Here is a 20,175-nt window from a genome sequence, read left to right on the forward strand (position 1 = left end):
ACGGCGCCATGAACACGAACGGGACCGGGGACCTGCGATGAGCGAGATGACGATGGGCGAATCGGTGATGACGGCGCCGGTCGCCTCGGCGGTGAAGGCGGACGCGCCGCCGGCGATCGTGCTGGACAGCGTGAACAAGTGGTTCGGCGCGCTGCACGTGCTGCGCGACATCAACCTCCAGGTCGCGACCGGGGAACGCGTGGTGGTCTGCGGGCCGTCGGGTTCCGGCAAGTCCACCATGATCCGCTGCATCAACCGTCTCGAGCAGCACCAGGAAGGACACATCATCGTCGACGGCATCGAGCTGACCGACGACCTGCGCAGCCTGGACGCGATCCGCCGCGAGGTCGGCATGGTGTTCCAGAGCTTCAATCTCTTTCCGCATCTGACCGTGCTGGACAACTGCACGCTGGCGCCGATCTGGGTCCGCCGGATGCCGAAGAAGGAAGCCGAGGAGGTGGCGCGCGGCTATCTCCAGCTCATGCGCATCCCCGAGCAGGCCATGAAGTATCCCGGCCAGCTCTCAGGCGGCCAGCAGCAGCGCGTCGCGATCGCGCGGGCGCTCTGCATGAAGCCCAAGATCATGCTGTTCGACGAGCCGACCTCCGCCCTCGACCCCGAGATGATTAAGGAGGTGCTCGACACCATGGTCATGCTGGCGGAGATGGGCATGACCATGGTCTGCGTGACGCATGAGATGGGCTTCGCCCGCCAGGTTGCCGACCGCGTCGTCTTCATGGACCGCGGCGAGATCGTGGAGCAGGGCGAGCCCGAGAGCATCTTCACCAACCCCCAGACCGACCGCCTGAAGCTCTTCCTGTCGCAGATCCTGCGCGGGCACTGAGGCGCGGCGGCCGGGACGCTGCCATGGGTGACGGCAGCGTCATCGCGCGATCATCTGTCTGCGTCGCCCCGGCCGGCCGCTTGCACGGCGGGCGGAACCGGCCGTATGCCTTGCGGCGTTCCGCTGCCGGAGCGCGACCTTGACCCATGCTTCCGCGGCCGACCGAAAGCTCTCGGCGGCTGCCCTCATCGGCGTGCTCGGCGTCGTCTATGGCGACATCGGCACCAGCCCGCTCTACGCCTTCCGCGCCGCGATGACGCATTTCTCCGGCGACGGGATCGAGCAGTGGGAGATCCTCGGCCTGCTCTCCCTGATCGTCTGGTCGCTGATCCTGACGGTGACGGTGAAGTACGTCGCCTTCATCCTGCGCGCCGACAACCGGGGCGAAGGCGGGATCCTCGCGCTGATGGCGCTGGCGCAGCGCTGCGCGCGGACCGAGCGCGGCAAGTGGATCGTCGCGCTGATCGGCATCGCGGGCGCGTCGCTTTTCTTCGGCGACGGCGTCATCACGCCCGCGATCTCGGTGCTGTCGGCGGTGGAAGGTTTGAAGGTCATCTCGCCGGCGCTGGACGGCATCGTGGTGCCGATCGCGGTGGTGATCCTGGTCGTCCTGTTCCTCGTGCAGTACCGCGGCACCGGCAGCCTGGGGCGATATTTCGGGCCGATTACGGCGGTGTTCTTCGCGACGATCGGGCTGCTCGGGCTGATCGAGCTCGTGAAGCATCCCCATGTGCTGGTCGCGATCTCGCCGCATCACGCCATCGTCTTCTGCGCGCATTACCAGCTGGCGGCCTTCATCGCATTCGGCTCCGTCGTGCTCGCGGTCACGGGGGCCGAGGCGCTCTATGCCGACATGGGGCATTTCGGCCGCAAGCCGATCCAGCTCGCCTGGCTGTTCTTCGTGCTGCCGGCGCTGACGCTCAACTACCTCGGCCAGGGGGCGCTGATGCTGTCCGACCCCGAGGCGATCGAGAATCCCTTCTTCCTCCTCGCGCCTGAGTGGTTTCGCCTGCCGCTGGTTGTTCTCGCGACCATGGCGACCATCATCGCGAGCCAGGCGATGATCTCCGGCGCCTTCTCCATCGCGCGGCAATGCGTGCAGCTCGGCTTCCTGCCGCGGCTGCAGGTCGTCCACACCAGCGAGACCGAGCAGGGCCAAATCTACATGCCCCAGGTCAACATGATGCTGCTGATCGGTGTCATCATCCTGACCGTGACCTTCAAGGATTCCGACAGCCTGGCAGCGGCCTACGGGCTCGCGGTGACGGGCACCTTCCTCTGCACCTCCTGCCTCGCGCTGCTGGTGTTCCGCCGCATGTTCAACTGGCCCGCGGCGCTGGTTGGCGGCGTCTTCGGCCCACTGCTGCTGCTCGACGCGTCCTACTTCGTGTCCACCGCGCTGAAGATCCCGCAAGGCGGGTACGTGCCGCTGATCCTCGGCATCCTGACCTTCACGCTCATGCTGACCTGGAAGCAGGGTCGGGAGCTTCTTTTCGCCCGCTTCCGCCAGGACAGCCTGCCGCTGAAATCCTTCATCGCCCGCCTGCCGCAGAGCCGCACGGTGCGCGTGCCCGGCATCGCTGTCTTCATGACCGGGCAGGAGGATTTCGTGCCCGGCGCGCTGCTGCACAACCTCAAGCACAACAAGGTCCTGCATGAGCGCGTTCTGTTCGTCACCGTCCAGAACGAGGACGTCCCCCGCGTCGAGAACCGGCGCGCGGTGACCGAGCTTGCGCCCAACATCCACCGCGTCATGCTGCGCTACGGCTTCCAGGAAAGCCCGGACATCCCGAAGGAGCTCGAGGCGCTGCGCGAGGTCGGCGTCGCGTTCGAACCGATGCAGGCCAGCTACTTCCTGGGCCGCGAGACCGTCGTGGCCGCCGCCGTGCCCAAGATGTCACGCTGGCGCCAGTGGATCTTCACCCTGCTCAGCCGGAATGCGATTTCGGCGACGGAGTTCTTCCGCATCCCGTCCGACCGCGTGGTCGAACTGGGCGTGCGGGTGGCGATCTGAACCGGCGCATGCGGCGCCGCGTTGGATGGCAGCCGGACGGCAAGGAGCAGGCATGACGGCCGCGAGGCTGGTGACGGTGACGCTGGCGCGGGCCTGGGATCCCGCCGACACCGCGGGAGCGCCGGGTCGGATCGAGTTCGCCATCGCGCTGGACGCGCAGGGCGCGCCGGACCTGCGGGCGTGGTTCGAAGACCCCAAGGTGTGGCCCGCCACCCGGTGGACGGACGGCGCCGAGCCCGAGACCGGCGACGTCGCGCATGACGACGAGGGCTGGCAGCTCCGCTTCTTCTCCGGCGCGCGCGATCCCGACGCGCCGGCCCATCGCCTGCTGCATGCCGAGGCCGGGCTCAGGCCCGGCGCCGTGCTCACCCTTGTCGCGCCGGAGGGCCAGGAGACCACCTGGCGCGTCGTCGGCGTGCAGTAGAGCAGATCGCGTTCTACTCCGCGGCGATCATCGCCGGCGCCCGGCGCGGCGCACCGGCCAGCAGCAGGTGCACCAGCCGCCCGAGGAAGAGCAGCGCGCCGGCGAACCACACGATGCCCGCCACGATCGCGACCACGGGCTGCTCGTGCATCACCGCGAGGTAGATGCCGGGCGGGAAGCAGATCGCCGATCCCGCCGACATCACGAACTGCGTGACGGCGAGCCTGCCCTCCGCCAGTTCGGGCCAGGCCCGGAAGGTCAGCCCCATCAGCGACAGCGACGCCCAGCCCACGAGGTTCGTGTGCGCATGCACCGGCGCCAGCTGGAAGTCATGCGCGATGCCCATGCCGATGCCGAGCGCGACGCCGCAGACCAGGCAGGACGCCGCGGCGACGAGGAACAGGAGCGGGATGCGGTTCATGGCGGGATCTCCTCCGTGACTTGGGGTTCCCGCCTTCTGCCGTGGTCCTGTTTCGTCGCGATGGCGCGCGCGGGGGAATCAGGTTGCGTGTGTGACGGCCGACCCGTCACACACGAAACAGAACCGTCCCGCCTTCATCCCAGTAGCTGCCCGCCATCCACGATGATCGTCTGTCCCGTGACCCAGCGCGCGGCCGGGCTCGCCAGGAACAGCACGACCTCGGCGACCTCCTCCGGGGTGCCGAGCCGGCCGAAGGGGATGGAGTCGAGGATGCGGCCGTAGAGCGCGGGGTCGCTCGTCCTGCGCTGTTCCCAGCTGCCGCCCGGGAACTCGATCGAGCCCGGCGCCACCGCGTTCACCCGCACGCCGTCCGGCGCGAAGGCGGCGGCCTGGCTCGCCGTGTAGTTCACCAGCAGCGCCTTCACCGCCGCATAGGCCGGCGTGCGCAGCGACGGGCGAAAGCCCGAGATCGAGGTGACGTTGACGATCGAGCCCTTGGACGCGCGGAGGAACTCGCCCGCGGCGCGCGATGCGCGCACCGTCGCCATCACGTCCACGTTGAGGCCGCGCGCCCAGTCCTCCTCCGTGTCGCGGGCGCCGAAGCCCGAGGCGTTGTTCACCAGCACGTCTACGCCGCCGAGCGCCGCCGCAGCCTGCACCACCCAGCGCGTGACCTCCCTGCCCTCGGCCAGGTCGGTCGGCACCGCATGGGCGGTGACGCCCTGCGCCGCGATCTCGGCGCGCGTCCTCTCCAGCGCCTCCGCACCGCGCGCGCAGATCGAGACGGACGCGCCGCGCTCCGCGAAGGCCAGCGCGACGCTGCGCCCAATCCCCTTGCTGCCGCCCGCAACCAGCACGCGCTTGCCCGCGAAAGACATGGTCCGCTCCCTCTGCACGGGGCCATGCAAGGCCGACCCGGGTGCCCTGGCAAGCCCGCCTTGCGCATGGCATGACAGCGCCGCGGGTTGCGGAGGATGCGATGCGGGATGGCCGGGATGGCGGCGACGCTCGCACGGTGGCGGAGGCGCTACTGGCGGACCTCGCGCGGCGCGGCACCAGGCGCATCTGGGGCGTGCCGGGCGGCGGTTCGTCGCTGGACCTGATCGCGGCCATGCCGCGCTTCGGCCTCTCCTTCGTGTTGACGAGGCACGAGGGCGCGGCGGGCATGGCGGCGATCGCCGATGCCGAGTTGACCGGCGCGCCAGGCGTGTTCCTCACGACCAAGGGCCCCGGCCTCGGCAACGCGCTGAACGCGCTCGCCTGCGCGAGCCTGGAGCGCGCACCGGTCATGCTGGTGTCCGACGGCTTCACGCCGAGGCAACTGGGCTGGGTGACGCACCAGGTCTTCGACCAGAAGCAGGCGAGCGCGGCTTTCGTCGCGGCCTATGCGCGCGCGGAGGGCGAGGCGCCGGCGGCGGAGGCGGCGGCGCTGCTGGACCTCGCGCAGGACCGCCGGCGCGCGGTGCATCTCGACCTGACGGGAGAGGCCGCGCGGCGGCCGCCGGGGGAGCAGCGGCCGGCGCGCGCGGCTGCCCCGCCCATGGTGGATCCCGCGGCCGCGCTCGGCCTCCTCGCACACGCGACACGGCCCGTGCTGGTCGCGGGGCTTGAAGCCGCCGACGGGATCGCCGCCGCGGCGCTGCGCGACCTGGCCGAGGCGCTCGGCGCGCCGGTCCTCGTTACCTACAAGGCGAAAGGCGTGCTGCCCGACGGGCATGCGCTGCATGCCGGCATCTTCACCGGCGGCGCGCTGGAAGGGCCCGTCATGTCGCGGGCCGACCTGATCGTGACCGTCGGCCTCGACCCCGTGGAGTTGATCCTGCAGCCCTGGCCCTACGGGGCGCGGGTGCTGGACGTCGCGCTCGGCGGGCATCCCGTGCGCTATGTCGAGCCCGCGGCGTCGCTGCACGGGCCGATCGCGCACTCCCTGGCAATGCTGCGGGAGGCCGCCCGGGCCGGCGGCTGGACCGCCGCGGAGATCGCGGGACTGCGCGACGCCGCGCTGGCCTCGCTGGCCTGGCGCGGGGATGGCGGCGTCGCGCCGCCCGCGATCGCCGGGATCGCGCAGGAGGTGGCGCGCGAGGCTGGGCGCGACCCGCGGGTGACGGTGGATGCCGGCGCGCACATGTTCAGCGCCACCGCCTTCTGGCGCTGCGACCGGCCGCGCGACCTGCTGATCTCGAACGGCCTGGCGAGCATGGGTTATGCGCTGCCCGCGGGCATCGCCGCGGCGCTGCACGATCCCGCGCGCGGCGCCGTCGCGATCACCGGCGACGGAGGCCTGATGATGGTAGCGGGAGAGCTGGCGACGGCCGCGGCGGCAAAGGCGCGTCTGGTCACCATCGTGCTGAACGACGGATCGCTGTCGCTGATCGACGTCAAGCAGCAGCAGCGCCAGCTGGCGCCCGAGGGCGTGCGCTGGGACCGGCCGGACTTCGCCAAGGTCGCCGAAGGCTTCGGCGTGAAGGGATTTTCCGCGCGCGATCCCGCGGCGTATCGCGCCGCCCTGCGCGCCGCCTTCGCGCATGATGGCCCGTCACTGGTCGATGTGCATGTCGAACCCGGCGGCTATCCCGCCCAGCTGCAGGCGATGCGGGGATGACGATACCCGCACTCCGCCTCGGCACCGCATGGGCGCGTCTCTGCGGCCTGATGGACGAGGCGGCGGAAAGCTTCGTCCGCACCTCCTTCTCCTCTGTCGTGCGCGACAACTGGGACATGGCGGTCGGGCTGATGGACAGCGCGGGCCGCCAGGTCGCGCAGTCCAGCCGCTCCGTGCCGAGCTTCGTCGGCACCATGCCGCGCACCCTCGCGGTCATGCTGCGGCGCTATCCCGCGGCGACGCTGCGACCGGGCGACGTGCTGATCTCGAACGACGGCTACCACGGCACCGGCCATCTCAACGACATCACCATGGTCAAGCCGCTGTTCCGGCAGGGGCACATCGCGGCCTGGATCGGCAGCACCTTCCACTGCACCGACATCGGCGGCGCCCCGTCGGTGGACGCGCGCGATTCCTGGGAGGAAGGCCTGACCATCCCCGTCGCGAGGATCCTGCGCGCCGGCGAGGAGAACGAGGACGTCGTCGCGTTCCTCGAAGCCAATCTCCGCCAGCCCGAGGAGGCGCTGGGCGACATCCGCGCGCAGCTCGCGATGTACGACCAGGCAGAGCCGCGCCTGTTCCGCATCCTGGATGAGGAAGGCATAGCCGGCCTCGATCCGCTCGCCGAGGAGATTTTCACGAGATCCGAACGCGCGATGAGCGCCGCCATTGCTGCCGTGCCGGACGGAGAGGTCATTGACGAGGTCACCGCGGACGGCTTCGAGCATCCCGTGACCATCCGCCTGCGGCTCGCCGTCCAGGGCGAGCGCATCCTGCTGGATTTCACCGGCACCGACGCGCAGATCGCCCGTCCCGTGAACTCGCCGCTGAACTTCACGCGCGCCTATTCCAACTACGCCGTGAAATGCGCCTTCGATCCCGCGACGCCCAACAACGACGGCAGCTTCCGGCCGATCGAGCTGATTGCGCCGGAAGGCAGCATCGTGAATCCGCGCCGCCCCGCGCCGGTCTGGGGGCGGCACCTGACGGGCCATTACCTCCCGATGCTGGTGCTGGCGGCGCTCGGGCGGCTGATGCCGGACCGCGTCATTGCGGAGTCCGGCAGCCCGCTCTGGAACGTCTATTTCACGGGCGAGAAGGACGGACGGCGCTTCGTGCGCATGTTCTTCATGAACGGCGGCCACGGCGCCGCAGCGTCGCATGACGGCGCGTCCTGCCTGTCCTTCCCCTCCAACGTCGCGACGCAACCGGTCGAGCAGTTCGAGAACGCCGTGCCGATGCTGATCACGGAGAAGTCGCTGATCGCCGGCAGTGGCGGCGACGGCGCGCGGCGCGGGGGCCTGGGCCAGCGCATCGGATTCACCGTCGTGGGCGACACTGCCGTCACCGCGACCTATCGCCATGAACGCGTCCAGCATCCCCCGCGCGGCCTGCTCGGCGGCGGCGCGGGGCGCGGGGGCAGGGACCTCCTCAACGGCAAGCCGGTCGCGGCCAAGGCCCGCATCGTCCTGCAGCCCGGCGACACCATCACCTTCGAGACGCCGGGCGGCGGCGGCTTCGGCGATCCGACGCAGCGCAGCGCCGCCGATCGCGACAGGGATGCGGCGGAGGGGTACGTGTGATGCGCCCGGCCCCCTCCCCATCTCTCTCCCGCAACAGCGGGGGAGGGGGCAAAGAGCGCGCGCCGACTTCTCCCTCCCCCGCTGTTGCGGGGGAGGGCGGGGAGGGAGCCTCTGACCTGACATGACCGCCCAAGCCATGTCCCCTTGGCGCATCGGCGTCGACATCGGCGGCACCTTCACAGATCTCGTGATGCTCGACACGCGCGATGGAAGGCTCCTTAACGGCAAGGTCCTGACCACGCCGCACGCGCCGGAACAGGCCGTGCTGGACGGCATCACCGGACTGCTGACGCAGCACGGCGTCGCGCCGGATCAGGTCCGCCACGTTATCCATGGCACGACGCTGGTCGCCAATGCGCTGATCGAGCGCCGCGGCGTCCCGACCGGCTTCCTGACGACGCGCGGCTTCCGCGACGTGCAGGAAATCGGCACGGAGCTTCGCCACGACACCTACGACCTCTTCATGCGCCGCCCCGACCCGCTGGTGCCGCGGCGCCTGCGGCTGGACGTGCCGGAACGCCTGGCGCCCGACGGAAGCGTTCGCGAAGCGCTCGACGAAGCCGCCGCCCGCGCCGCAATTCGCGCGCTGCGCGACGCCGGCGTGCAGGCGATCGCGGCCTGCCTGCTGCACGCCTTCGTCAACCCCGCGCATGAACGCCGCCTCGCCGAGCTCGCCGCCGAGGAAGCGCCTGAGCTCGCGGTCTGCCTCTCCGCCGAGCTGGTGCCGGAGATCGGCGAGTATGAGCGCGGTAGCACGACGATCGCCAACGCCTATGTGCTGCCGGTCTTCGCGCGCTACCTCGCGCGGCTGGACGAGGGGCTGCGCGCCGCCGGCCTGAAGGGCCCGCTCTTCCTCATGCTCTCCGACGGCGGCACCGTGGCGCGCGACGTCGCGGCGCGGCATCCGATCCGCCTGGTGCAGTCCGGCCCCGCCGGCGGCGTGCAGGCCGCGCGCGTGATCGGCGAAAGCGCGAAGGCGCCCGACATCCTCTGCTTCGACATGGGCGGCACCACAGCCAAGGCCGCGCTGATCGATGCCGGCCAGCCCGCGCGTAGCCTCGATTTCGAGGTGGCCCGGACCGACCGGTTCCGCAGGGGTAGCGGCCTGCCGCTCAAGGTGCCGGTGGTCGAGATGATCGAGATCGGCGCGGGCGGCGGCTCCGTCGCGCGCGTGGACGCGCTGGGCCTGGTGAAGGTCGGCCCGGACAGCTCCGGCAGCGATCCCGGTCCGGCCTGCTACGGCCTGGGCGGGCGCGAGCCCACCGTCACGGATTGCGACCTGCTGCTGGGCTATCTCGCGCCCGGCAGCTTCCTCGGCGGCGCGATGAAGCTCGACGTCGCCGCCGCGGAAGCCGCGGTGCGCGATCGCCTCGGCATGCCGCTCGGCCTGTCGCCGGTCGAGGCCGCCTGGGCCGTGCACGAGACCGTCAACACCGCCATGGCCCAGGCCGCCGCGATCCATGCGCTGGAGAAGGCGCGTCGCATCGAGGGCTACACCCTCGTCCCGATCGGCGGCGCCGGCCCCGTGCACGCGGTAGAGGTCGCCCGAAAACTTGGCATCGCTACGCTGGTCGTGCCGGCCGGCGCGGGCGTCGCCTCGGCCTTCGGCTTCCTTGCTGCCCCGATCAGCTTCGCGCTGCTGCGCGGCCTGGTCGCGCCGCTCGCGACGCTCGATCTCGATGCGCTGCGCGCCATGCTGGCGGAAATGGAGGCCGAAGGCCGCGCGCTGGTCGCGCAGGCCGGCGTGGACGCCGCGGAGACGCGCGTGCGCGTCGCCATGCGCTATGCCGGCCAGGGCTACCAGGTCGAGGCGGACGTCGCGACGCTCGACCGCGACGCGATCCGCTCGGCCTTCGAGGCGGAGTACAGGCGCCTCTACGGCCGCACGGAGCCGGCGCTGCCCGTGGAATGCGTGGGCTGGCGCGTGACGGTGAGCGGACCGACGCCGAGGCTCGACCTCGCCGCCGCGTCGTCGCCCTCCGGTACCGCGTCGCGCGGCACGCGGGCCGCGTATTTCGGCGGCCGGTTCGTGGAGGCGGCCGTGCTGGACCGCGCCGTGCTGAAGCCAGGCGACGTCGTGACTGGCCCCGCGCTGGTGGAGGAACGCGAGAGCACGCTCGTGATCCCGCCGGGCGCGCGCGCGACCTGCGACGCCCCGCTGAACCTGGTGGTGGAAGTCCGCTAGACCGGCGTCCGCCACTCCGGATGCGCGTCCGTGGTGCCGCGCACCACGGCCTCATACGCGGCCTGCAGCCGCTTCGTGACCGCGCCCGGCGCGCCGTCGCCGACGGGCAGGCGGTCCACGCTGGTCACCGCCACAAGCTCCTGCCCGGTGCCGCAGAGGAACACCTCCTCGGCGACATAGAGTTCGGTCCGGTCCACCTCGCGCTCCTCGACCGGCACGCCGAGTTCGCGCGCCAGCGTGATCACCGTTCCGCGCGTGATGCTCTCCAGGATGTCGCTGGAGCGGCTCGGCGTGACCAGCACGCCGTCGCGGAGCAGGAACAGGCAGGCCGCCGCGGCCTCGCTGACCTTGCCGCGCTGCGTCAGCAGGATCGCGCTGTCGTAGCCATCCGCCCTGGCCTGCAGCGTCGCGAGGCGCGAGGCGTGGTAGTTCGCGCTCGCCTTCACCCGCGGCGGCATCGCGTTGTCCGGCAGCCGCGTCCAGGACGACACCGCCGCCGCCAGCCCCGTCGCGAATTTCCGGCTGCGCTCGCGCGGCAGCGCCGCCGCGATCCAGCCGACCGGGCCGGTCGTCGCCATCATGCCCATGCCCTCGATCTGCACCTGGACCCGCAGATAGGCGTCGTCGTCGGGCTCGTTCAGCCGGACCGCATCGAGCACGGCGTTCCGCAGCACGTCCTTCGGCGGCGGGTCGTCGAAGCGCAGCACCTTCATGCCCTGCGCGAGGCGATCCAGATGCTCCTCCAGCCTGAACACCGTGAAGCCGCCGGAAGGATGGCGGTAGGCGCGCAACCCCTCAAACACCGCGATGCCGAAGGCGACGCCGAGCGCAAGCGGGTGGATGCTCGCCTCGCCGAAGGGGATCGCGCGGCCGTTATGGATGATGGTGCGGGCGGTCCACATGCCGCTTGCTCCCCCGATGCGTCGGGGCGACTCTGTTCCCGCAAAGGGAGGATGGAAAGAGGCATGGACCCGCTCGGCGGCCTTCCCGATGGGATCACCGCACGCCTCCTCGCCGGCGTGAACGGGCTCGAGATGCATGTGTTGGAAGTCGGGCGCGCCGGCGATCCCGTGCTGCTGCTGCTGCACGGCTTCCCCGAGCTCGCGTATTCCTGGCGCAAGGTGATGCCCGCGCTCGCCGGGGCCGGCTTTCGCGTCGTCGCGCCGGACCAGCGGGGCTATGGCCGCACCACGGGGTGGGACGCGGGGTACGACGCGGAGCTCGCGGCCTTCAGCATGCCGAACCTGGTGCGCGACCAGTTGGCGCTGCTGCATGCCCTGCGGATTCCTCGCGTCCACGCCGTGATCGGGCATGATTTCGGCTCGCCCGTCGCGGCCTGCTGCGCGCTGATCCGGCCCGATGTCTTCCCGCGCGTGGTGATGATGAGCTCGCCCTTTGCCGGTGCGCCGTCCTGGGACCCCGCGCCGCGCGACACCGTGCATGACGACCTGGCCGCGCTGCACCCGCCGCGCAAGCATTATCAGTGGTACTATGCGACGCGCCCCGCCAACCACGACATGCTGCGCGCGCCGCAGGGCCTGCACGACTTCCTGCGCGCCTACTACCACCACAAATCCGCGGACTGGCCGGACAACACGCCGTATGAGCTCAAGGGCTGGACGGCCGGGGAACTCGCCAAGCTCCCGACCTACTACGTCATGCACCGCGACGAGACGATGGCGGAGACCGTCGCGCCGCACATGCCGTCGCTCGCGCAGGTCGCTTCCTGCCGCTGGCTGCCGGATGCCGAGCTCGCGACCTACGCCTCGGAATACGCGCGCACCGGCTTCCAGGGCGGGCTGCACTGGTACCGCTGCCAGACCGGCGGCGGGAACGCGCAGGAGCTGCGGCTCTTCAGCGGCCGGCGGATCGAGGTCCCGAGCCTCTTCGTTGCTGGCGCCCAGGACTGGGGCATCCACCAGGTCCCCGGCGCGCTGCGACGGATGCAGGGGGAAGCCTGCACCGACATGCGCGGCGTCCGCCTGATCGAGGGCGCCGGCCACTGGGTACAGCAGGAACGGCCGCAGGCCGTGACGCGCGCCCTGCTGGATTTCCTGCACGAAACCGGCTGATCTCCTGATATGGCCATCCTCGCCACGACAGCCGATCCGCGCTCCGACGCCTATCGGGCCAACGCCGCCGCGATGCAGGCGCTGGTCGCCGAGCTCCGCGCCACCGTGGACCGCATCCGCGAAGGCGGCGGGGAGGTCGCGCGTCAGCGCCATCTCTCCCGCGGCAAGCTGCTGCCGCGCGAGCGCATCCGCACCCTGATCGACCCCGCCTCGCCCTTCCTGGAGTTCAGCCAGCTCGCGGCCCAGGGGCTGTACGGGGAGGAGATCCCCGCCGCCGGCATCATCACCGGCATCGGCCGCGTGAGCGGGCGGGAATGCGTCATCGTTGCCAACGATGCGACGGTGAAGGGCGGCACCTACTACCCCATGACAGTTAAGAAGCACCTGCGCGCGCAGGAGATCGCGGAGGCCAACCGGCTGCCCTGCCTCTACCTCGTGGACAGCGGGGGCGCGAACCTGCCGAACCAGGACGAGGTCTTCCCCGACCGCGACCATTTCGGCCGCATCTTCTTCAACCAGGCGCGCATGTCCTCGCTCGGCGTCTCGCAGATCGCGGTGGTGATGGGAAGCTGCACCGCCGGCGGCGCCTATGTCCCGGCGATGTCCGACCAGGCCATCATCGTGCGCAACCAGGGCACGATCTTCCTCGCGGGCCCCCCGCTAGTGAAGGCCGCGACGGGCGAGGTCGTGAGCGCCGAGGATCTCGGCGGCGGCGACCTGCACAGCCGGACCTCCGGCGTGACGGATCACCTGGCGGAGAGCGACGCGCATGCGCTGGGCCTGGCGCGGCGTATCGTCGCCGGGTTGAACCGCGGCAAGCCCGCGGGGCTGGACGACCCCGTGGCGCCGCGCGCGCCCCTTTATGACGGCGTGAACGGCGTCATCCCCGCCGACATCCGGGAGCCCTATGACGCGCGCGAGGTCATCGCCCGCATCGTGGACGGCAGCGAGTTCGACGAGTTCAAGCCGCTCTATGGCCCGACGCTGGTCACGGGATTCGCGCGGATCTGGGGCTACCGCGTTGGCATCGTTGCCAACAACGGCGTGCTGTTCAGCGAGAGCGCGCAGAAAGGCGCGCATTTCATCGAACTCTGCGACCAGCGCGGCATCCCTCTGGTCTTCCTGCAGAACATCACGGGCTTCATGGTGGGACGGAAGTACGAGGCCGGCGGCATCGCGAAGGACGGCGCGAAGATGGTGACCGCCGTCGCGACCGCGCGCGTGCCAAAGTTCACGGTGATCGTCGGCGGCAGCTTCGGCGCGGGCAACTACGGCATGTGTGGCCGCGCCTATGCGCCGCGATTCCTCTTCATGTGGCCGAATGCCCGGATCTCGGTGATGGGCGGCACCCAGGCCGCGTCCGTCCTTGCGCAGATCCGCCGCGACGCGATCGAGGCCAAGGGCGGCACCTGGCCGCCGGAGGAGGAGGCCAGTTTCAAGGCCCCGATCGAGGCGCAGTACGAGGCGCAGGGCAATCCGACCTATGCCAGCGCGCGGCTATGGGACGACGGCGTGATCGCGCCCGAGGATACGCGGATGGTGCTCGCGCTGTGCCTGTCCGCGGCGCGCAACAACCCGGTCGCGGGCTGGGACGGCGAGCCGCGGTTCGGGGTGTTCCGGACGTGAGGGACATCTTGTTGATCGCGCCTTTGCCCCCTCCCCATCCCTCCCCCGCGACCGCGAGGGGGGAAGAGGCGCAATGCGCTGTGGCCTGCTCTCTCCCCCGCAGTCGCGGGGGAGGGTGGGGGAGGGGGCAAGCGCTTCGATGACTTTCGCCACCCTCCTCATCGCCAACCGCGGCGAGATCGCGTGCCGCGTGATCCGCACGGCCCGACGCATGGGCCTGCGCACCATCGCCGTCTTCTCCGACGCCGATGCCGAGGCGATGCATGTCGCCATGGCCGACGCCGCGATCCGCATCGGCCCGGCCCCGGCACGCGAGAGCTACTTGTCCGTCCCCGCGCTGATCGACGCCGCCCGCGCGACCGGCGCCGAGGCCATTCATCCCGGCTACGGCTTCCTGTCGGAAAACCCCGACTTTGCTGAGGCCTGCGCCGCCGCCGGCATCGTTTTCGTGGGACCGCCGCCATCCGCGATCCGCGCCATGGGCAGCAAGGCCGCGGCGAAGGCGCTGATGGAGCAGGCCGGCGTGCCGCTCGTCCCCGGCTATCACGGCGAGGACCAGTCCGACGCGACCCTGCGCGCGTCCGCCGCGCGCATCGGCTTCCCTATCCTGGTGAAGGCCAGCGCCGGCGGCGGCGGAAAGGGGATGAAGATCGCGCGCGACGCCGCCGAACTCGACGAGGCCATCGCGCTCGCGCGCGGAGAAGCCGCGTCGGCCTTCGGCGACGACCGCCTGCTGCTCGAGCGCTACCTCACCAAACCGCGCCACATCGAGATCCAGGTCTTCGCGGACACCCACTGCAACGTCGTCTCGCTGTTCGAGCGTGACTGCTCCATCCAGCGCCGTCACCAGAAGGTGGTGGAGGAAGCGCCGGCGCCCGGCATGACGGCCGAACGCCGCGCCGCAATGGGCGAGGCCGCCTGCGACGCCGCGCGCGCCATCGGCTATGTCGGCGCGGGCACCGTCGAGTTCATATCGGAAGGCGACACCTTCGCCTTCATGGAGATGAACACCCGCCTGCAGGTCGAGCATCCCGTGACCGAGGCGATCACGGGTCTCGACCTCGTGGAATGGCAGCTTCGCGTCGCCGCCGGCGAGCCCCTGCCCACGACGCAGCCCGGCATCACCGGCCATGCGATCGAGGTCCGTCTCTATGCCGAGGATCCCTCGCGCGACTTCGCGCCGTCGGTCGGCACGCTGAAGCATCTGGCGCTGCCGACGGGCGAGGGCATCCGTGTCGATGCCGGGGTGCGCACCGGCGATGCGATCCCCATCCACTACGACCCCATGGTCGCCAAGATCATCGCGCATGGCCCGGATCGCGAGGCCGCGCGTCGCCGCCTGCTGCGCGCGCTGACGCAGACCGAGGTTGCGGGCGTCCGTACCAACCTGCCTCTGTTGCGCGCCATCGCCGCGAGCCCGGGCTTCGCGCAAGCCGATCTCGACACCGGCTTCATCGCGCGGCACCCCGATCTGCTCGCGCTGGCCGGCGCCGCGCCGCGCGCTGCCCTCGCCGCCGCCGTGCTCCGCCTGCTGCGCGACGAGCCCGTCATCGATCCCGCCGATCCGCATTCGCCCTGGGGTCTCGCCACGGCCTGGCGGCTCAACGGGGAAGGCTGGCAGGACTTTCATCTGTTCGGCGGCGAGGATTCCCTCACGATCCGCGCCCATCTCGGCGCCGCGACCACGCTTGGCCTGCCCGACGGCACCGGCCGCGTCGACGGCGCGCGCTGGGACGGCGACGCGCTCGCCTTCCGCCTTGACGGCGCCGCGATCCGCGCGCGCGTGCTGCGCGAGAACGATGCGCTGTCCGTCATTCTCGACGGCGCAACACATGAACTTCGCCACGATGACCCCCGTGCACCTTCGGGCGCCGCGGACAGCGCCGGCGGGCGCGTCATCGCGCCGATGCCGGGCCGCGTGCTTCAGGTGCTGGTCGCGCCCGGCGATGAGGTCGAGCGCGGTGCCGTGCTGCTGGTGATCGAGGCGATGAAGGTGCAGATGCGCATCACCGCCCCTGCCGGCGGCACGATCGCCGCCATCCGCTGCGCCGCCGGCGACCTCGTGGAAGACGGCGCGGAGCTCGTCACGCTGGAAGCCCCCGCGGCTTGACTTGCCACCGCGCGGCCCGCAGATACTTAGACAACGAAGCATTTTCGCGGAGGAACTTCGGATGGAGGGCGGAGCGCCGTTCCGCGGCCAGGGTTTGCCCGAACCGAGCACGCTGCCGACCGTGCTCACCGGCCAATACTTCGAGGCGCTGGAGAACTTCACCCGCACTTTCCGTCCGAAGCCGGACGACCGCATGGTCTTCCTCGCCGACCGCAACCTCGACCCGCTGGTGATCGCCGCGATCAGCGGCCTGGCGCGTGCGAACGGCGTGCGGCCCGTGGTGTACATGGCCGACACGACGCAGGTGCTGGCCGTGCCGGAGGAGGTGAAGCCGCTCCTGGAACGCGCGAGCTTCGTCGTCTCCACCTGGTTCTGCTCGATCATCGATCCCTTCTGCATCGCGCTGCGCAAGAAGGGCCAGCGCTGGGTGAAGATCACCTATTTCCGCAACCTCGATCTGCTGAAGACGCCGCAGGCGCGGTTTCCCATCGACATCGTGGGCGAGATCATCCGCGGCACCGCCGCGCGCTATCCCAAGGGCCAGGATTTCGACCTGCACTTCGCCGACCCGCGCGGCACGGACCTGACCATCCGCTTCACGGCCGGGATGCGCGACAACCAGCTGAAGTCCAACCGCTGGCGCGGCAGGATGACGCCGGAGGAGCCCGGCAGCTACGTCCACTTCATGCCGACGCACGGCCCGAACCTTTACGACCGCACCAGCGTCAACGATGACGAGGAGCTGATTGTCCCGGTCAACGGCGTCGTCTATCCCGAATGGGCCGTCGGCTTCGAACGCCCCTTCGAGGAGCGCGTGGGCGTGGTCTTCAGGGATGACCGGATCACGGAAGTCTTGGGCGATACGAAGCTCGCCGGCATCCTGCGCGACATGCTGGTCGGCGGACGGCTGATCGAGTTGGGCTGCGGCTTCAACCCGAAGGCGCCGCGGCGCGGCATCTATCCCGCGGGATCGAACAGCCCGGGCGCCCTGCATTACGGCATCGACCTCATCAAGCCCTGCGACTACATCCGCCGCGTCATGCCGGAATGGGAGGAGCCGCCGGTCCACATGGATCTCGTCGCCTTCGACAGCACCGTGCACGCGGGGAACACGCCGCTGATCACCGACGGCTTCCTGGAATCGCTGCGTGACGAGAGCGTGGTGGAGATGGCGAAGCGCTACGGCGATCCCGTGGACCTGCTGGAAGCCTGGCCGGATTGAAGATTGACCTTCCTGCCCTTCCTCTGCCTCCCCCGCAAGCGGGGGACGGCCGGGGCGGGTGCGGAGGATGAGCGCGTACTGAACGATGCCCCCACCCTGACCCTCCCCTGCGTTCGGTGGAGGGAAATGGAAGAGCGGGGAGGAAAGGACGGGAGGGAACGACGTGACGCCCACCATCACCCGACGCGGCGTGCTGTCGCTGGCCGCCGCGGCGGTCGCCGCGCCCGCGGTCGCGCAGCAGCGCCAGGTGCGCCTCGTCGTGCCCTATCCGCCGGGCGGCACGACCGACCTCACGGGCCGCATCATCGCGCCGCGCAGCGCGGAGATCCTCGGCCAGACCTGGGTGATCGAGAATCGCTCCGGCGCCAACGGCGCGGTCGGCGCCGAGGCCGTGGCGCGGAGCGCGCCGGATGGCACCACGCTGCTCTATTCCAACGAGGTGCTGACGGTGCTGCCCTTCGTGCAGCGCAACGTGCCCTTCGATCTGCAGGCCGACCTCACGCCCGTCGCGCGCACCGTCTCCATCCCTTATGTCATGATCGGCGGCGCGCAGCTGCCGCAGGTGAACCTGGCCGCGCTGCTGGAGGCCATCCGGCGCACGCCGCAGCAATTCTCCTTCGCGGGATCCTCGCTGGGATCGGTCGGGCAGCTCGCCACCGCGGCGCTGTGGCAGAAGCTCGGCATCGAGGCGACCTTCGTCTCCTACCGCGGCACCGGACCGGCCATCAACGACCTGATCTCGGGTGCGGTCAGCCTCTTCATCGCGCCGCTCGGCCCGGCGCTGCCGCTGGTACGCGACGGGCGCGCGCGCGCCTTTGCCGTGACCTCCGCGCGTCGTGAATCCGTGCTGCCCGACGTGCCGACGCTGGCCGAGGCCGGCTTCCCCGACCTCGTCTATGAGGGTTGGTGCGGCCTGTGGGGTCCGCGCGGCCTGCCGTCGGACCAGGTCGCGCGGCTCAACGCGGCCGTGAACCAGGCGGCGAACGATCCCGCCAATGTCCAGCGCATGGCGGCCGTCGGCCTGACGCCGCTGAACGAGACGCCGGACGCCTTCGCGCGCCTCATCGCCGCCGAGATCCCGCGCAACCGCGACCTCGTCGCCGCGGCCCGCATCCAGCCGGAGTGACACGATGCGCCGCCGTACGCTGATCGCCGCCTCGCTCGCGCTACCCTCGCTGGCCCGTGCGCAGGCCTGGATGCCGGACCGTCCGATCCGCGTCATCGTGCCCTTCGGCGCGGGTGGCCCGACGGATGTCGTCGCGCGTCTGCTCGCCGATCCCGTCGCCGCGGCGCTCGGCCAGCCCGTGGTGATCGAGAACCGCGCCGGCGCCGGCGGCAACCTCGGCACGCGCGCGGTCGCGCAATCCGCCCCCGACGGTCACACGCTGGTGCTGAACGCGGCCTCGCCGCTGGTGATCAACCAGTTCCTCTATCGCGACCTCGGCTACGATCCCGCGGCGCTGGCGCCGATCACGCTGCTGACGACGGGCCCGCTGCTGGTCATCGCCAATCCGCGCCTGCCGATCGCGACCATGGCGGAGCTGGTGGAGACGGCGCGGCGTCGCCCGGGCGAGCTGAACTATGCGACCGCGGGCAACGGCACCGTGCCGCATCTCGCGACCGAGCTCTTCATGCAGCGCGCCGGCGTGCGGCTGACCAACGTCACCTACCGCCAGACGCCCGACGCCACGCAATCCGTGATGCGGGGCGACACCGCGGTCTTCTTCGACGCGCCGCAGAGCATGCAGTACGCGCGCGCGGGCCAGGTGCGTGCGCTGGCGGTGACCACGCCGCGCCGCTTCGCCGCCTTCCCCGAGATCCCGACCGTCGCGGAATCCGGCGGCCCCGAGATGTCGGTCGAGGCCTGGTACGGCCTGCTCGCCCCACCCGCAACGCCGGCGCCCGTCGTGGCCAGGCTGCACGATGCCTTCATTGCGGCGCTTGCGCGGCCCGAGGTGGCGTCGCGTATCGCCTCGCTTGGCTTCGAGACCGTCGGCAACACGCCCGCCGACTTCGCGCGCTTCATGCAGGCCGAAGCGCCGAAGTGGCGCGGCGTGATCGAGGCCGCGCAGATCCGGATCGAGTGACCGGGATCAGCGCGGTCGACCTCAGATCTGCACGCGCTGCGGTGCGACCTGCTGCAGCGGGCCGGTCCAGATCACCTGCTGCGGCGTGACGTCGCGCGACAGCCGGTTCATCCCGCGCAGCTGATCAATGGCGAGCTGGATGTTCGCCACGCTGTCGGCCGTCAGGTTCATGCGGAAGCCGACCTTTGTCATCAGCTCCTGCACGAAGGCGCGGTCCTGGCGGAGGAAGCGTGCGACCTGCGCGGCGGCCTCGGCCGGGTTGGCCTCGATGAATTCCTGCGCCTGGATCAGGCTGCGCAGGAAGCGCTGCGTTGCGTCCTGGTTCGCCTCGGCCCAGCCCTTGTTCATGTAGACGTAGTTGCGGACGATCTGGACCTGGTCGTTGGACAGCAGGATCTTCGTGTTGGAGATCGCGCGAACGGCCCGCGTCGGCCAGGGCTCCCACACCGCGAAGGCGTCGATGTTGCCGCGTTCCAGCGCGGCGACCATCTCCGGCGCCTCGACATTGACGATGGTGTAGTCCGCGGGGTTGAGGTTGAGCTTGGAGACAACCGACAGCCAGAAGGTCTCGCTGCCCGTCCCGCGGGCGACGCCGACGCGCTTGCCCTTGAGCTCGTCCATGGACGCGACGTTGCGCCCGACCACGCTGATCCAGCGCAGCAGCGCCGTGCCTTCCGCGATGGCGACGACGTTCGGATCCACCAGGTGAGCGGACACGCCGGCCTGTTCGGCGCCATAGGCGGAGTTGATCTGGTTGCCTACTAGGAAGGCGATCATCGCCGAGCCCGAGGGGCCCGTGTTGACCGTCACGTCGAGCCCGTTGCGCTGGAAGAAGCCGCCTTCGCGCGCAACGTAATAGGGCGAGAAGGACGGGTCCACGCCCGTCGCGATGGTCATGCGGATCGGGGCATTCTGCGCGAAGGCGGGCAGCGGCAGCGCGGCTGCACCCGCAGCGGTCAGAAGATGACGACGGAGCATTTTTGTG

Annotated in this window: 16 protein-coding genes; 12 read left to right on the plus strand and 4 right to left on the minus strand. The window is 70.7% G+C overall.

Annotated elements, in window-relative coordinates:
* Positions 1-46 precede the first annotated feature (46 nt).
* The 3 genes from ACLF3M_RS15075 (at position 47) to ACLF3M_RS15085 (ending at position 3,282) form a co-directional block, all read left to right on the plus strand.
* Complete coding sequence (locus tag ACLF3M_RS15075; RefSeq protein ID WP_430657866.1) at positions 47-844, plus strand: amino acid ABC transporter ATP-binding protein; 798 nt, start codon at positions 47-49, stop codon at positions 842-844.
* Positions 845-983: 139 nt separating this feature from the next.
* Entirely contained in the window at positions 984-2,858 is a 1,875-nt protein-coding gene (locus ACLF3M_RS15080; RefSeq protein WP_430657765.1) for a potassium transporter Kup, read from the plus strand.
* A gap of 52 nt (positions 2,859-2,910) precedes the next feature.
* On the plus strand, positions 2,911-3,282 hold the full coding sequence (locus tag ACLF3M_RS15085; RefSeq protein WP_430657766.1) for a hypothetical protein: 372 nt from the start codon (positions 2,911-2,913) through the stop codon (positions 3,280-3,282).
* 13 nt (positions 3,283-3,295) lie between these two features.
* On the opposite strand, the gene ACLF3M_RS15090 is transcribed toward ACLF3M_RS15085, so the two are convergent.
* Both ACLF3M_RS15090 and ACLF3M_RS15095 read right to left on the minus strand, forming a co-directional pair.
* Positions 3,296-3,703, minus strand: coding sequence for a hypothetical protein (locus tag ACLF3M_RS15090; RefSeq protein WP_430657767.1), 408 nt, complete (start codon positions 3,701-3,703; stop codon positions 3,296-3,298).
* A 134-nt stretch (positions 3,704-3,837) separates the two neighbouring features.
* Positions 3,838-4,581: an SDR family NAD(P)-dependent oxidoreductase gene (locus ACLF3M_RS15095; RefSeq protein WP_430657768.1), complete on the minus strand. Its 744-nt coding sequence runs from the start codon at positions 4,579-4,581 to the stop codon at positions 3,838-3,840.
* 101 nt (positions 4,582-4,682) lie between these two features.
* Between ACLF3M_RS15095 and ACLF3M_RS15100 the strand changes: the two genes are divergently transcribed.
* The 3 genes from ACLF3M_RS15100 to ACLF3M_RS15110 all read left to right on the plus strand — a co-directional run bounded on the left by ACLF3M_RS15100 (position 4,683) and on the right by ACLF3M_RS15110 (position 10,073).
* Positions 4,683-6,305: a thiamine pyrophosphate-binding protein gene (locus tag ACLF3M_RS15100; protein WP_430657769.1), complete on the plus strand. Its 1,623-nt coding sequence runs from the start codon at positions 4,683-4,685 to the stop codon at positions 6,303-6,305.
* Entirely contained in the window at positions 6,302-7,888 is a 1,587-nt protein-coding gene (locus ACLF3M_RS15105) for a hydantoinase B/oxoprolinase family protein (RefSeq protein ID WP_430657770.1), read from the plus strand. The genes ACLF3M_RS15100 and ACLF3M_RS15105 overlap by 4 nt, the downstream gene beginning before the upstream one ends.
* Positions 7,889-8,009: 121 nt before the next feature.
* Positions 8,010-10,073, plus strand: a complete 2,064-nt coding sequence (locus ACLF3M_RS15110; protein ID WP_430657771.1) for a hydantoinase/oxoprolinase family protein — start codon at positions 8,010-8,012, stop codon at positions 10,071-10,073.
* Here the strand turns inward: ACLF3M_RS15110 and ilvE are convergent.
* The gene (ilvE, locus tag ACLF3M_RS15115; protein WP_430657772.1) at positions 10,070-10,975 is read right to left on the minus strand and encodes a branched-chain-amino-acid transaminase; all 906 of its coding nucleotides are present in this window, start codon (positions 10,973-10,975) and stop codon (positions 10,070-10,072) included. The two genes, ACLF3M_RS15110 and ilvE, sit on opposite strands and share 4 nt — an antisense overlap.
* A gap of 63 nt (positions 10,976-11,038) precedes the next feature.
* Here ilvE and ACLF3M_RS15120 point away from each other — a divergent pair, with 63 nt between their 5' ends.
* The 6 genes from ACLF3M_RS15120 to ACLF3M_RS15145 all read left to right on the plus strand — a co-directional run bounded on the left by ACLF3M_RS15120 (position 11,039) and on the right by ACLF3M_RS15145 (position 19,190).
* Positions 11,039-12,145 (plus strand): alpha/beta fold hydrolase, encoded by a 1,107-nt coding sequence (locus ACLF3M_RS15120; protein WP_430657773.1) that lies wholly within the window; start codon positions 11,039-11,041, stop codon positions 12,143-12,145.
* A gap of 9 nt (positions 12,146-12,154) precedes the next feature.
* Positions 12,155-13,771: a carboxyl transferase domain-containing protein gene (locus ACLF3M_RS15125; protein WP_430657774.1), complete on the plus strand. Its 1,617-nt coding sequence runs from the start codon at positions 12,155-12,157 to the stop codon at positions 13,769-13,771.
* Positions 13,772-13,910: 139 nt separating this feature from the next.
* Positions 13,911-15,881, plus strand: a complete 1,971-nt coding sequence (locus tag ACLF3M_RS15130) for an acetyl/propionyl/methylcrotonyl-CoA carboxylase subunit alpha (protein WP_430657775.1) — start codon at positions 13,911-13,913, stop codon at positions 15,879-15,881.
* A 121-nt stretch (positions 15,882-16,002) separates the two neighbouring features.
* The gene (locus tag ACLF3M_RS15135) at positions 16,003-17,103 is read left to right on the plus strand and encodes a hypothetical protein (RefSeq protein ID WP_430657776.1); all 1,101 of its coding nucleotides are present in this window, start codon (positions 16,003-16,005) and stop codon (positions 17,101-17,103) included.
* Between the two features lie 163 nt (positions 17,104-17,266).
* Positions 17,267-18,229 (plus strand): Bug family tripartite tricarboxylate transporter substrate binding protein, encoded by a 963-nt coding sequence (locus ACLF3M_RS15140; protein WP_430657777.1) that lies wholly within the window; start codon positions 17,267-17,269, stop codon positions 18,227-18,229.
* 4 nt (positions 18,230-18,233) lie between these two features.
* Positions 18,234-19,190, plus strand: coding sequence for a Bug family tripartite tricarboxylate transporter substrate binding protein (locus ACLF3M_RS15145; RefSeq protein WP_430657778.1), 957 nt, complete (start codon positions 18,234-18,236; stop codon positions 19,188-19,190).
* 21 nt (positions 19,191-19,211) lie between these two features.
* Here ACLF3M_RS15145 and ACLF3M_RS15150 read toward each other — a convergent pair whose 3' ends face one another.
* Positions 19,212-20,168 (minus strand): ABC transporter substrate-binding protein, encoded by a 957-nt coding sequence (locus ACLF3M_RS15150; protein WP_430657779.1) that lies wholly within the window; start codon positions 20,166-20,168, stop codon positions 19,212-19,214.
* Positions 20,169-20,175: the final 7 nt, after the last annotated feature.

It is taken from the genome of Falsiroseomonas sp. HW251 (genome assembly GCF_050563545.1).
GTDB lineage: Bacteria > Pseudomonadota > Alphaproteobacteria > Acetobacterales > Acetobacteraceae > Falsiroseomonas.

Excerpts from the sequence above, each read along its gene's own strand:
- ACLF3M_RS15075 (WP_430657866.1), top strand. The coding sequence starts at position 47 with ATGACGATGGGCGAATCGGTGATGACGGCGCCGGTCGCCTCGGCGGTG.
- ACLF3M_RS15085 (WP_430657766.1), top strand. The coding sequence starts at position 2,911 with ATGACGGCCGCGAGGCTGGTGACGGTGACGCTGGCGCGGGCCTGGGAT.
- ACLF3M_RS15090 (WP_430657767.1), bottom strand. The coding sequence starts at position 3,703 with ATGAACCGCATCCCGCTCCTGTTCCTCGTCGCCGCGGCGTCCTGCCTG.
- ACLF3M_RS15095 (WP_430657768.1), bottom strand. The coding sequence starts at position 4,581 with ATGTCTTTCGCGGGCAAGCGCGTGCTGGTTGCGGGCGGCAGCAAGGGG.
- ACLF3M_RS15100 (WP_430657769.1), top strand. The coding sequence starts at position 4,683 with ATGCGGGATGGCCGGGATGGCGGCGACGCTCGCACGGTGGCGGAGGCG.
- ACLF3M_RS15105 (WP_430657770.1), top strand. The coding sequence starts at position 6,302 with ATGACGATACCCGCACTCCGCCTCGGCACCGCATGGGCGCGTCTCTGC.
- ACLF3M_RS15110 (WP_430657771.1), top strand. The coding sequence starts at position 8,010 with ATGACCGCCCAAGCCATGTCCCCTTGGCGCATCGGCGTCGACATCGGC.
- ilvE (WP_430657772.1), bottom strand. The coding sequence starts at position 10,975 with ATGTGGACCGCCCGCACCATCATCCATAACGGCCGCGCGATCCCCTTC.
- ACLF3M_RS15120 (WP_430657773.1), top strand. The coding sequence starts at position 11,039 with ATGGACCCGCTCGGCGGCCTTCCCGATGGGATCACCGCACGCCTCCTC.
- ACLF3M_RS15125 (WP_430657774.1), top strand. The coding sequence starts at position 12,155 with ATGGCCATCCTCGCCACGACAGCCGATCCGCGCTCCGACGCCTATCGG.
- ACLF3M_RS15130 (WP_430657775.1), top strand. The coding sequence starts at position 13,911 with ATGACTTTCGCCACCCTCCTCATCGCCAACCGCGGCGAGATCGCGTGC.
- ACLF3M_RS15145 (WP_430657778.1), top strand. The coding sequence starts at position 18,234 with ATGCGCCGCCGTACGCTGATCGCCGCCTCGCTCGCGCTACCCTCGCTG.
- ACLF3M_RS15150 (WP_430657779.1), bottom strand. The coding sequence starts at position 20,168 with ATGCTCCGTCGTCATCTTCTGACCGCTGCGGGTGCAGCCGCGCTGCCG.